This window comes from Kutzneria viridogrisea DSM 43870, assembly GCF_000525635.1.
Lineage (GTDB): Bacteria > Actinomycetota > Actinomycetes > Mycobacteriales > Pseudonocardiaceae > Kutzneria > Kutzneria viridogrisea.
In genome coordinates this window covers 2,610,410-2,622,189 of record NZ_CP007155.1, presented here as the reverse complement: position 1 = coordinate 2,622,189, position 11,780 = coordinate 2,610,410, and the positions used below count along the sequence as shown (strand labels likewise).

Annotated in this window: 10 protein-coding genes; 3 read left to right on the top strand and 7 right to left on the bottom strand. The window is 72.0% G+C overall.

Annotated features, from left to right (window positions below):
- Nucleotides 1-37: 37 nt before the first annotated feature.
- Nucleotides 38-646: a TetR/AcrR family transcriptional regulator gene (locus KALB_RS11975; RefSeq protein WP_025355954.1), complete on the top strand. Its 609-nt coding sequence runs from the start codon at nt 38-40 to the stop codon at nt 644-646.
- On the opposite strand, the gene KALB_RS11970 is transcribed toward KALB_RS11975, so the two are convergent.
- Nucleotides 640-1,728 carry an aldo/keto reductase gene (locus tag KALB_RS11970; protein WP_025355953.1) on the bottom strand — a complete coding sequence of 363 codons (1,089 nt, stop codon included), beginning with the start codon at nt 1,726-1,728 and terminating at the stop codon, nt 640-642. The genes KALB_RS11975 and KALB_RS11970 overlap by 7 nt on opposite strands.
- Nucleotides 1,729-1,886: 158 nt before the next feature.
- Between KALB_RS11970 and KALB_RS11965 the strand changes: the two genes are divergently transcribed.
- Nucleotides 1,887-2,774, top strand: a complete 888-nt coding sequence (locus KALB_RS11965; RefSeq protein WP_236650238.1) for an AraC family transcriptional regulator — start codon at nt 1,887-1,889, stop codon at nt 2,772-2,774.
- Here KALB_RS11965 and KALB_RS11960 read toward each other — a convergent pair.
- From KALB_RS11960 to KALB_RS11950, 3 genes are read right to left on the bottom strand one after another with little or no spacing between them, the layout of a single operon-like run.
- Nucleotides 2,771-3,067: a hypothetical protein gene (locus KALB_RS11960; RefSeq protein WP_025355951.1), complete on the bottom strand. Its 297-nt coding sequence runs from the start codon at nt 3,065-3,067 to the stop codon at nt 2,771-2,773. The two genes, KALB_RS11965 and KALB_RS11960, sit on opposite strands and share 4 nt — an antisense overlap.
- Nucleotides 3,064-4,125 (bottom strand): MAB_1171c family putative transporter, encoded by a 1,062-nt coding sequence (locus KALB_RS11955; protein ID WP_025355950.1) that lies wholly within the window; start codon nt 4,123-4,125, stop codon nt 3,064-3,066. Before KALB_RS11955 ends, KALB_RS11960 begins: the two co-directional genes overlap by 4 nt.
- Entirely contained in the window at nt 4,122-4,634 is a 513-nt protein-coding gene (locus KALB_RS11950; RefSeq protein WP_025355949.1) for a hypothetical protein, read from the bottom strand. The genes KALB_RS11955 and KALB_RS11950 overlap by 4 nt, the downstream gene beginning before the upstream one ends.
- Before the next feature lie 447 nt (nt 4,635-5,081).
- On the opposite strand from KALB_RS11950, the gene KALB_RS11945 reads away from it, so the two are divergent.
- Nucleotides 5,082-6,173 (top strand): IS630 family transposase, encoded by a 1,092-nt coding sequence (locus tag KALB_RS11945; protein WP_025353938.1) that lies wholly within the window; start codon nt 5,082-5,084, stop codon nt 6,171-6,173.
- Here the strand turns inward: KALB_RS11945 and KALB_RS49810 are convergent.
- From KALB_RS49810 to KALB_RS11930, 3 genes are all read right to left on the bottom strand, one after another.
- The gene (locus tag KALB_RS49810; protein WP_042220329.1) at nt 6,170-8,341 is read right to left on the bottom strand and encodes a tetratricopeptide repeat protein; all 2,172 of its coding nucleotides are present in this window, start codon (nt 8,339-8,341) and stop codon (nt 6,170-6,172) included. The genes KALB_RS11945 and KALB_RS49810 overlap by 4 nt on opposite strands.
- Nucleotides 8,342-8,420: 79 nt before the next feature.
- Nucleotides 8,421-11,003: a winged helix-turn-helix domain-containing protein gene (locus KALB_RS11935; protein WP_158510737.1), complete on the bottom strand. Its 2,583-nt coding sequence runs from the start codon at nt 11,001-11,003 to the stop codon at nt 8,421-8,423.
- 89 nt (nt 11,004-11,092) lie between these two features.
- On the bottom strand, nt 11,093-11,710 hold the full coding sequence (locus KALB_RS11930) for a GAP family protein (RefSeq protein WP_025355946.1): 618 nt from the start codon (nt 11,708-11,710) through the stop codon (nt 11,093-11,095).
- Nucleotides 11,711-11,780 lie beyond the last annotated feature (70 nt).

Genomic DNA, 11,780 nt, shown 5'->3' with positions numbered 1-11,780 from the left:
CGATCGCACCATAACACGGTGTGGCAGGGTAGCGGGCGTGCCGAGACGTGTTGATCACGAGCAGCGGCGGCAGGAGATCGCCGCCGCGCTCTGGGAGCTGACCTGCGCGCAGGGCCTGGAGGCGGTCAGCCTGCGCCAGGTCGCCGCCCAGGCGGGCGTGTCCATGCGCCTGGTGCAGTACTACTTCGAGACCAAGCACGGCATGCTGCGCTACGCGCTGCAACACCTCAACAAGGTGATCAACCAACGGATCACCGAGCGGATCGAGTCCTCAGCCGAGCCGAAGTCCCCGCGCACGATCCTGCGCGCCACCCTGCTCGAACTGCTGCCGCTGGACGCCGACCGGCGCACCGCCCTGCTCGTGCACACCGCCTACTTCGTGCGCGCGCTGGCCGATCCCGAACTGGCCGAGGTCTACCAGACCGCCGAGGCCCCGCGGCTCACCGAGTTCTTCGCGGGGCTGATCCGCGACTCGCAGCGCGCGGGCACCACCCCCGAGCACCTCGACGCCGACCGCGAGTTCGCCACGGTGTGGAGCATGGCCAACGGCCTCGGCGAGGACCTGCTGCTCGGGCTGATCAGCGAGCGGGACGCCGTGTCCACTGTGGACTACAACCTGGACAGGCTGTTCCCGCCCGGTCAGTAGCGGGTGGTGCCGCCCGCCAGCACCGGGAAGACCGGCGAGGTGCGGCCGTCCACGGTGAGCCCGCCGAACTGGAGCATCGGCGCGGCGCGGTTGACCTCGGCCGGGAAGTTCAACCTCGGGGTCGACACCTCGTCGAGCGCGGCGCGCTGGGCCTCGGGCAGGGTGAGTTCCAGTGCGTCGAGGTTGGCCGTCAACTGCTCCAGCCGCCGGGCGCCGACCAGGGTGGAGGTGACCCCGGGCCGGTTGTGCACCCAGGACAGCGCGACCGAGGCCGCGCTGACCCCGAGCTCGGCGGCCACCTCGTTGACCGCGTCGATCACCGGGTAGTCGCTCGCGCCGGGCGGGGCGAAGTAGTCGGACGTGCCGACGCGGGCGGTGCCGTCCGGGACGGGCACGGTGCTGGAGTACTTGCCGGACAGGAAGCCGTTCTTGAGCGGGCTCCACGGCAGCACGCCCAGCCCCAGGCCCTGCGCGGCCGGGATCAGCTCCCCCTCGCTGGTGCGCTCCAGCAGCGAGTACTCCAGTTGCAGGGCCGTGACGGGGGCCCAGCCGCGCAGGTGCGCGGTGGTGGCGGCCTCGGCGACCTTCCACGCGGGCAGGTCGGACAGGCCGATGTAGCGGATCTTGCCCGCCGTCACCAGGTCGTCGAGGGTGCGCAGGGTCTCCTCGATCGGGGTCACCGGGTCGTAGTTGTGCACCCAGTACAGGTCGACGTAGTCGGTTCGCAGGCGCCGCAACGAGTTCTCCAACTGCTGGACGATCCCCTTGCGGCCGACCCCACCGCCGTTGGGGTCGCCCGCGTGCAGGTTGCCGAAGAACTTGGTCCCGATCACGACCCGGTCGCGCAGGTCGCGGCGTGCGGCGAAGAAGTCGCCGATGATCTTCTCGGAGTGGCCGTTGGTGTAGATGTTGGCGGTGTCGATGGAGTTGCCGCCGCGGTCGAGGTAGGCGGCCAGGACCTTCGTCGACTCCTCCGGGCTGCTGCCCCAGCCGTGGTCCTCGCCGAAGGTCATGGTGCCCAGGGTGAACGGGCTCACCCGCAGGCCCGACCGGCCCAGGGTGACGTAGGAGTCCAAGGACATGCGGTGCTCCAGCTCAGTCGTTGACGGATTCGGTCAACCGTCTACCAGTGACATCAATGCAAACACCGAACCCCCTGCCCTTCCTAGAATGATCGACTCGTGGCATTGCACGATCGAATCAACTTGACGGGACGGGCCGAGCAGGGCTCACTGGTCGGGTGAGAACGCTGCGGGAACTGGCGGAGTGCATCGCCCGGCTCAGCGAGCGGACCGAACACCCGGCCTGGGTGCCGGGCATGACCGTGTTCGCCACGCCGCGGGTCACCCATCCGCTGGGAGACGTGACGCGGCCGGTGCTCGCCCTCATCGCGCAGGGCGCCAAGCGCACCGTGCTGGCCGACCGCGTCTACGACTACCAGGCGGGCCAGTACCTGATCGCCACCGTCGACCTGCCGGTGACCGCGCAGATCACCCGGGCCAGCGGCAGCGAGCCCTTCCTCGGGCTGGGGCTGCCGCTCAGGGAAACCCTCATCGCCCAACTCCTGCTGGAGACCGGGGCGCCCCGGTCCGCGGACGGCCCCGGAACGGGAATCGTCACCGGCGATGCCGAGGAGGAACTCCTGGACGCCGTGGTGCGGCTGCTGCGCCTGGTCGAGCGGCCCCAGGACTTCGCCGTGCTCGCCCCGGGCGTGGAACGCGAGATCCACTGGCGGCTGATGACCGGCCCGCACGGTGCGACCATCCGCCGGATCGGGGTGGCCGACAGCCGGGTGTCCCTCGTCGGGCAGGCCGTCCGCTGGATCGGGCAGCGCTACGACCGCACCATCCGCATCGCCGACCTCGCCGAGGCGGTCGGGGTCAGCGTGCCCACCCTCAACCGGCACTTCCGCGCCGTCACCGCGATGAGCCCGGTGCAGTACCAGAAGCACCTGCGCCTACAGCGGGCGCGCATCCAGCTCCTGGCCGCCCCCGAGGACATCGCGGCCGTCGGCCACGCCGTGGGCTACGACAGCCCCTCCCAGTTCAGCCGGGAGTACCGGCGCCTGTTCGGCGCACCGCCCGGCCGCGACGCCCTGCGCCTGCACGCCGCCGCTCCCGGGAGTTAGAGGGCTTCGTCGCGCAGCACGTCCAGGTCCACGAAGGTCGGCCCCTCCTCGCACAGCTCCACGAACCGCTCGTGGATGGCGTTGGTCTCGGGCATGGTCGAGTTGGCCATGGCCAGCTCGTAGGAGGGGAACTCCAGCACCTCCACGTAGCTGGTGGGCTCGTTGCGGTCGCGGGTGACCCTGGTCCTGGTCGCGGTCCGCTTGCCCGCGCTGGTGGCGATCCAGCGGTCGAGCAGCTCGCCGACCTCCTCGGGCTGGGTCGTCCGGTACTGGATCAGCTGGATGAACGTCATCGCACTCCTCCTGGGGTGCTCGTCTGCGAACGGTAGGCCTCGGCGACGTCGAGCAGGAAGGCGATCTCGCGGTCCAGGTCCTCGCCGCCGGGGCCGAGCAGGTTCTCCTGCTGGGCCTGCGGTGCACGGCCCGCGGCCCGGTGCTCGCGAGCCAGTGCCAGCCAGTGCGCGGTGCCCTCCGCCCCGGTGCCCGGCCCGTCGAACAGGTCGGCCTCGTCCACGTAGCCGCGCAGCACCAGCATGACGTCCCGGATCTCGATCACCCTGCGGTACAGCCGGAACCGCAGCGGGGCCAGCGGGTGCGCCGAAGGGGCCAGCACGATGTCGGGCACGGCCTCGGTCAGCGAGCGCCACAGTGCGCTCAGCCGCAGGTACGCGCGCAGGTCCCGGACCTGGTCGACGATCGTGGGCACCAGCGGGCAGGCGCTGCCCACCGCCAGGCACAGCCCGCTCAGGCCGTCGATCTGGGAGAACCAGGCGATCCAGTCCGGGTCCCCGGTGAGCAGCCACACCAGGTTCAGCAGCCAGGGCGAGGCGTTGAGCACCCAGCCCAGCGCGAGCAGGGCCAGCCCCCAGCGCATCATCGGGTGGTCCACCCGCCTGCTGCTCAGCCCGCAGACCACCGCGCAACTGGTCAGCGCGATCACGCTGAACCCGGACACCAGCAGGAAGTAGAACAGCGGCAACTCCACCGCGTGCCCCGGGCGGGGGTCGTGCGGGTCGGCCCTGACGTAGATCACCAGCAGCACCGTCACGGTGATCGCCGCGAGGGCGTAGAGCCAGCGCAGGTGGCGCCGGTACCCGTTGGCCAGCAACACGAAGGACAGCACGGCCGCGGCGCTGGCCACGCTGACCAGGTGCGTGCCCAGGTACACCGCGTAGGCGCCGAACAGGTGCGCCAGCGCCTCCTGCACCGCGTCCACGTACAGCGTGGTCAGCAGCGCGAGCAGGGCCACCGCGGCCCACAGCGCGCGCTGCTCCCGGTAGCGCACGACCTGCGGCAGGCGCAGCAGCACCACCAGCCACATGGCGAACGTGCCCGCAGCCTCCAGCGTCACCGCCCGGACCTCCTGCGGAAGCCGATCGAGCGCTCCAGCCCGGCGAGCAGCCCGGTGAACGGGGACGGTGCGGGCAGCCTGCCGATGCCCTCCAGCACCAGGCTGGCGATCATCTCCGCCTCCTGTTCCTGGTGCGAGTCGTAGTGCACCCTGGGCAGCACCCGCAGCACCTGGTCCGGGTCGACCAGGCCCAGGTCCAGCTCGCGGTGCAGCACCTTGTTGCCCGCCTCGTGGTCGCAGAGCATGTGCCCGATCTCGTGCAGGATGATGTGGTCCTGGTGCAGCCTGCTGGTCTGCGAGTCGTACAGGATGTGGTCGGCCTGCTCGGTGGCCAGCCACATGCCGCTGGGCAGCCCCGGCGGGGTCGGCACCGGCAGCGCGTGCAGGTGCAGCGGCCGGGACCGTCGCTCGGCCAGCCGCTCGCACAGCTCCTGGGCGGTGAAGGGGACGGGAAGCTCGATGCCCGCGACCACCTCGCGGCACCTGCGGCGCAAGTTGTTGCGGCCCATGCTCTCCCGTCCGGATTGACCCGCCCCGAAAGAAGTCTACTCAGGGTGACCAGTCATCCCATGTTCGAACACATGTTCTCATTCGTGCTAGGCTCGCAGCGGGTGGTGCCCCGTGAGGGGAAGTCACGCGGGCACCACCCGCCACAGCCACCGGAACCGCGAAAAGCGCGTTGCTACGCAAGGTCATCGATTCCTCCCCTGGATCGGATGCTGAGGAACACGCTAGCGGCGCGTCGCGCATCGTTGACCTGGTATCCGGTCCGGGCCGAGGCCGCGGTGTCGTGAAGGTGCCGTTCAGGACCTCCAGTGTCCTGAACGGCACCTTCATGGCACGGCCCGCGTCGGCGGGCGTGGCTGGGTGGCCGCCGGCGAGACACGGTCAAGGCTCCGAGGCGAGCCACTAGTGTCGTGCGCCGGAAATCCGCCACATAAGTCTAGTCTGGGTTGATGGCGCGGATTGGACGTCCTCCTGCTGAGGTGACGTTGACCGAGCAGGAGCGGGTAACGCTGGAACGGTGGGCGCGGCGGGCGAAGTCGTCGCAGGTGCTGGCACAGCGGTGCAGGATTGTGCTGGCGTGCGCGGACGGCCTGCCAGGCAAGCAGATCGCCGAGGATCTTCGGGTTCACCCGTCGACGGTGACCAAGTGGCGCAGGCGATTTCTCCAGCATCGGCTGGAGGGCCTGGTCGATGAGGAACGGCCGGGCCGTCCGCCGTCGATCACGGTGGACCAGGTCGAAGAGGTGATCGTGGCGACTCTGGAGGAGACCCCGCGCAACGCCACACACTGGTCTCGGGCGTCGATGGCGGAGAAGTCCGGGCTGAGCAAGTCGACCATCGGCCGGATCTGGCGCGATTTCGGGCTCAAACCCCACCGTGCCGAGACCTTCAAGCTCTCGACCGATCCATTGTTCGTGGAGAAGGTCGTCGATGTCGTTGGCCTGTACCACAATCCGCCCGAGCGGGCGGTGGTGCTGTGCGTGGACGAGAAGAGTCAGATCCAGGCACTGGACCGCTCCCAGCCGGTGCTGCCGATGATGCCGGGTATGCCTGAGCGGCGCACACATGACTACGCCCGCAATGGCATCACCAGCCTGTTCGCCGCGTTCGACGTCGCCGATGGCACGGTGATCGCCGAGTTGCATCGTCAGCACCGGGCCGCCGAGTTCAAGAAGTTCCTCATCACGATCGACAAGACGGTCCCGGCGGAGCTGGCCGTCCACCTGGTCTGTGACAACTACGGCACTCACAAGACCCCGGCGATCAAGGCCTGGCTGGCCAAGCACCCCAGGTTCCGCATGCACTTCACCCCGACCGGATCATCGTGGATCAACCAGGTCGAACGCTGGTTCGGCTTTCTCAGCGACCAGAAGATCACCCGAGGTACCCACCGCAGCGTCCAAGCGCTGGAGAAGGACATCCGCGTCTGGATCGCTGACTGGAACACCCATCCACGGCCGTTCATCTGGACCAAGACCGCCGAAGAGATCCTCGAGTCACTCGCCCGATTTTGTAGGCGGATTTCCGGCGCAGGACACTAGCTCTCGGGTCTGACATCCAGCCGCCGAGCCGCAGCGACCTGCTCCAGGGCGTGCCTCGTGTTCAGCGTCGAGGGGTGCTCGGGCCCCAGCACCCGGCTGCGCGCCGCGTGGACCTCGCGGAAGGCCTCCTCGGCGCTGGCCAGGTCGTGCCGGATCCACCACAGCCAGGCGAGGTTGTTGCGGGTGCTCAGGGTCTCCGGGTGTTCGGCCCCCAGCACACGTGCGCGCACCGCCAGCACCTCACGCAACTCCACCTCGGCCGCCCGCACGTCACCGCGGTCACGCACGATGCAGGCCAGGTTGTGCCGCACCGACAGGGTGTTCGGGTGCTCGGGGCCCACCACGCGCTGCTGCACCGCGAGCACCGCGCCGAACTCGATCTCCGCGCTGGCCAGGTCTCCCCTGTCCCACACCACCATCGCCAGGTTGTTGCGGGCGATCAGGGTGGACGGGTGGTCGGCGCCCTGCACCCTCAGCCGCACCGCGTGCACCGCGCGCAGCTCGTCCTCCGCGCCGGACAGGTCCCCGCGGTCCCGCAGCACCCCGGCCAGGTTCTGCCTGGTGGTCAACGTGTTCGGGTGTTCGGGCCCGAGCACCCGCTGCTGCACCCCGTGGATCTCCCGGAACGCCGCCTCGGCGCTGGCCAGGTCCCCCCGGTCGCGCAGCACCGCGGCCAGGTTGTGCCGCACGGTGAGCGTGGTGGCCGCCTCCGGCCCCTGGGTGCGCGACAGGACCGCCAGCGCCCGCTGGTACAGCGCGTAGGCGTCCTGGGCGTGCCCGATGGCGTCGGCGAAGTCCGCGGCGCGGTGCTGCACGACCGCCAGCAGCGCCTGGTCGGCCGCCACCGGGAACTCGTTCTCCGCCAACGTCAGGCAGTGCGGCAGCAAAGCGGCCCAGCAGGACCAGTTCGCCGGTTCCACCGGCTCGCGGTCGGCCGTGCCCGCCTCGATCAGGCGCAGGTGCAGCTCCGCGTAGCCCGCGTGCTCGTCGAGCACGTCGCGCTGCTGCCTGGTCATGTCCCGGACCACCGGGTGCAGCACCGCGGTGTCCACCCCGTGGACCAGGCCCAGGTTGGTCAGCGCCGAGAGCAACCCCGCCAGCCGCTGCGGGGTGAGCTCCGGGAACAGCGGCGAACGCGCCAGCACCGCGGCGTCCAGCAGGAAGTGCGGCACCGGCGCCGCCGCGAGGCAGGACAGCAGTCGCAGCAGGGGGCGGGCCTGCGGCAGGCCGCGCTCCGCGAGCAGGTCCAGCGACAGCTCCCAGGTGCGGCTGAGCTGCTCGCGCTCCCGGGGCGTGCCCACGTCGGTCAGCTCCACCGAGCGCTGCTCGAACGCGGCCTGGTAGCCCGCGAACCCGCGTGGCTGCGCCAAACCCGGCAGGGCGGGCGCACCGCTCGTGCTCGCCAGGTACGCCCCGGCCAGGCGCAGCGCCAGCGGCAGGCCACCGAGCCGGTGGCTGAGCTCCGTCGCCTCCTCGCGGCTGCCCGCGGTGGGCGCCAGCTCCAGCAGCACCTCCGCGCCGTCCACCGGGTCCAGCGCGGGCACCGGGTAGCGGTCGGCCACCGAGCCCCACGCCGCCTGGTCCTGGTCGCGGGTCGTCACCAGCACCGTGCCGCTGCCCTGCCTCGGCCCGCGCAGCCAGCCCGTGTAGTCCGCCGTCTGCTGCCCCTGCGCCGCGAGCACCCGCGTGTCGTCCGCGTTGTCCAGCACGAGCAGCCAGCGGTTCGGCACCTCGTTCAGCGTGCGCCACAACAACTCCGGCGCCGACCTCGTGCCCGTCCACGCCTCCCGTACCGAAGCCGGTGGGGCGCCCGCCTGCAACGCCACCTCCGCCAGCCCCGCCGTCAGGCTCGCCGTGGTCGTCGCGTCCACCCACCAGACCCGCACCTGGTCCGCCACCTGCTCGGCCACCCGCAGCGCCACCGTCGTCTTGCCGTAGCCGCCGCCGGCGTGCAGCACCACCACGCGGCCCGCCGGACTCAGCACCGCCCCGGTCAGCCGCTCGATCAACGCCGCCCGGCCCCGCGTGCCGTGCTCCAGCCGCCCCACCGGGGCCGTCACCGAGGCCATGCCGGGGTGTGCCGACTGGGTCGTCACCGTGACCGGTCCGTGGAAGTCCCTGGCCTGGAGCACAGGCCCGTTCACCGTCCCCGACACGTCATTGCGCACCCGTGGCACCCAACCCGTGCCGCCGGCACCTCACAACCGGTTCCCCCGCACACCACCCGTTCAGCCGTCACCGGAGGCGTCAGAGCAGGCCCCGGCTGCGGGCGGCGACCACGGCCGCTCGGCGCGAGGACACCCCGAGCTTGCGGTAGACGCTGCGCAGGTGGGTCTTGACCGTGTTGACCGACACGAACAGGTCCCGCGCGATCTCGCCGGTCGTACGCATCGAGGGCAACTCCTCCAGCAGCGCCCGTTCCCGCGGGGTGAGGCCCTCGGGCAGGCCGGACGCGGGGTGAGCCGGGATGCGGGCGAGCAGGTCCTCGGCGAGCGGGTCGAGACTGCCCAGGCGGCCGAGGTTGGCCGCCAGCAACTGCCGGGTGGCCGCACCGGTGTCCACGAAGGGCCGCAGCGCGTGCGAGCGGCCAGCCAGCTCCAGCGCCGCCTCCAGCGATCGGCGCGCCCCGCCCCGCACGCCGTTCTCCTCCTCCAGCACGGCGAACATCAGGTGTGCCCGCACCGCGGATTCGACCACGTGCACCGGCACTTCGCCGCAGGTGACCGCGCGCAGCACCGCACGGACGTCACGGGCGCGACCGCGCTGCTTGTGCACCATCGCGCGCAGCACCCGCACATCGCCGTTGTCGCCCAGGCGCACGCGTGCCTGCTGCACCGCCGCCACCGCCCGCGCGGTCTCCCCGAGGGACAGGGCCGCACCGACCGCGATGGTCGAACCGGCCGCGATCAGCGCGGGCGGCACCGGGACGTCCCTGGTGAGACAGGCGAACCTGGCGTGCAGTGCGGCCAGGGCGCGCAGCGGTTGCCTGCCCTGCTCCACGGCCAGCACGAGGGCGAGCGCTCGGGCGGCCAACTCGACCGCGGGCTCCACCGGGCCGGCCAGCAACTGCGCCATCACCGGGGACAGATGGTGCCCCACCATCGGGTCCAGGGTCTGGTGTGCCGCCCAGGCCGCGGCCACGCGGGCGCAAGCCGAGCTGTGGCTGTCGGTGAGCCCCCGCTCGGCGGCGAACCGCAGCGCTGCCACCGCGCGCTCGCGCATCCGCGCGTAGTCGCCCCGGCCCGGGGAGGCCAGTGCCAGACGGGTCAGACACTCCAGCGCGATCTGGTCGCGCCCGGCGGCCGATGCCGCGTGCAGGACGCCGGTGAGCGTGTGTTCGGCGGCCCGCTCGTGCCCCAGGTTGAGCTGGGCCAGCCCCACACCGGTCCTGGCCACCAGCACCAGGTCGGGGTCGCGCAGCCGTTCGGGCCTCGTCTCCAGCAGGGTGGCCAGCGCGGTGGTGGGCGTGCCGCCGAACCGCGCACGGCGGATCTCGGCCACCGCACGCAGCACGCACGCACCCTCGTCCCGGTCCACCAGGTGCTGCGGGGCAGCGGCCAACCGCGCGTCGGCGCCGGGCGCGTCCCCCTCCGCGAGGTCGGCCAGCGCGAGCACCAGGGCCACCCGCGGGCGGGCCACCAGGCCCTGCGGGAGCCGGTCGCCCAGCAGGCGCAGCCCGCGGGCCTCCCCGCACGCCAGCAGGGTGGGGCCGCGCGCCTCGATCAGCCGGGCGGCCAGCTCCTCGTCCTGGCCCGCGGCCACGTGGCGCAGGGCGGCGGGCATGTCGCCGTGCCGGACGAGCCACCCGGTCGCGAGCCGGTGCAGCCCCCGTGCCCGTACGGGCTCGCTCCTGCGCAGAGCGGTCCTCAGGTGCAGGCGCAGCAGTTCGGGGCAGCGCACCCACTGTCCGTCCGCGCCGCAGGGGGTGAGCAGCAGATCCCGCCGCTCCAGCAGACCGATCACCGCCGCGGCGTCGGCGCGTCCGGTCAGCGCCTGGGCCAGCTCGGCGCAGAACCGGTCGCACACGCTGGTCAGCGACAGGAACCGCACCAGGTCCTCGGGCAGGTCGCGCAGGACCTCACCGGTGAGGTAGTCGCCGAGCACCCGGTCGGCGGCGAGGTGGGCCAGCACCCCGGCCGGGTCCGCGCTGCCGGTCAGCGCCCGCGCCGCGAGCCGCACCCCGGTCGGCCAGCCCTCGGTCTTGGCCGTGACCGCGTCGAGCACGTGCGGGGAGGGCGTCACCCCGTGCTCGGCGAGCAGCGCACGGATCTCGGTACGGCCGAGCACCAGGTCCTTGGCGCACACCTCGCGCACCGCGCCCGCCAGCCGCAGCCGGGACAGGCCCAGTTCCGGCTCACGCCTGCTGACCAGCACCAGCCGCAACTGCGGCGGCAGTCTGCGGACGAGTGCGTCCAGGCAGCGCAGTGCCTCCGGGGCCCGCAGCTCGTGCAGGTTGTCCAGCACCAGCACGCAACCCGACTGGAGGTGCTCGAACACCTCGGCCAGCTCGCCCGCGAATCGAGTGGATCCCCCACCTGTGGACGGGGTGGTGCGGTCGATGCCGGGAGCGATCCGCGCGAGGGCGGACCGCAGCGTCGTGCGCAGCGTCGTGGGGTCGTTGTCCTCGGGTTCGAGATCGGCCCAGGCCACCGGCAACTCCCCGGACTGGGTGGCGCACCAGGTGACCAGCGTGGTCTTGCCGCAGCCCGCGGGCCCGCAGACGAGGGTGACCGGGGGTGCGGTCGCGCTCCGCAGTCCGGGCAGCGTGCTCCGCAGGCGGTCCGCGCCGACCAGCCCACGCGGCAGCGGCGGCACTCGCACCTTCGGCACGGGCACCGCGGTCGACCAATCCGGGCTAGCCGCCACTGAATCACCCTAGAACCGCGGCCACAGGTCGCGATGGGCCGAAAGACCTCAGCTCACACCAGGATCAGCACCGCGAAGAACAGGCACACGATGATGTTGACCAGCCAGCCGTGCCCGGTCAGCCAGTCGCGGACCACGGGCACCGCGGCCTCGGCCCGGTCGCGCACGAGCAGGTAGGTCAGCAGCGGTGCCGCCGCGATGAGGACCGTGGCCAGGACGAACGGCAGTGCCGCCAACGGTCCGGCGTGGTCCTGCGACAAGGTGATCCCCACGGTGAACAGCACCACCACGTCCGAGGGGAACAGGCCGATCAGCAGCAGACCGGCCCGGAACGCCCTGCCGGGTCCGGCGGACTGTAGGGACCCCAGCCAGGCGGGTGGATCCGCCGTCTCCCGGTTCCGCCAGTTCCGCAGCGCCAGCAGGACCAGCACCACCACCAGCGCGTACTGGAGGACCTTGCCGAACGACCCCTCCCGATGGCCCGCGCCGAGCGAGAGCGCGGAGGCCAACCCCGTCGTGATCACAACGCCGAGGCAGGTGGCGACGGCGACACCGGCGACGAACGCGCCGGAGGCCGCCACCGGCCGCCGGGCGGTGAGCAGCACCAGGGCGCACATGATCTGCGGTCCCGCCATCATCGTGATGGCCAGTGGGAGCACGTGCAGGTTCACCTGTGCTCCCCGGCGCCGCCACCAGCCCGGTCCCCGCGCTCGCCCCGTCTCGTCCGGCGCATTCCACCAC

What these genes read in the sequence shown, in the direction of transcription:
- KALB_RS11970 (WP_025355953.1), bottom strand. Translation starts at nt 1,728, where the DNA reads ATGTCCTTGGACTCCTACGTCACCCTGGGCCGGTCGGGCCTGCGGGTG.
- KALB_RS11950 (WP_025355949.1), bottom strand. Translation starts at nt 4,634, where the DNA reads ATGGGCCGCAACAACTTGCGCCGCAGGTGCCGCGAGGTGGTCGCGGGC.
- KALB_RS11945 (WP_025353938.1), top strand. Translation starts at nt 5,082, where the DNA reads ATGGCGCGGATTGGACGTCCTCCTGCTGAGGTGACGTTGACCGAGCAG.
- KALB_RS11960 (WP_025355951.1), bottom strand. Translation starts at nt 3,067, where the DNA reads ATGACGTTCATCCAGCTGATCCAGTACCGGACGACCCAGCCCGAGGAG.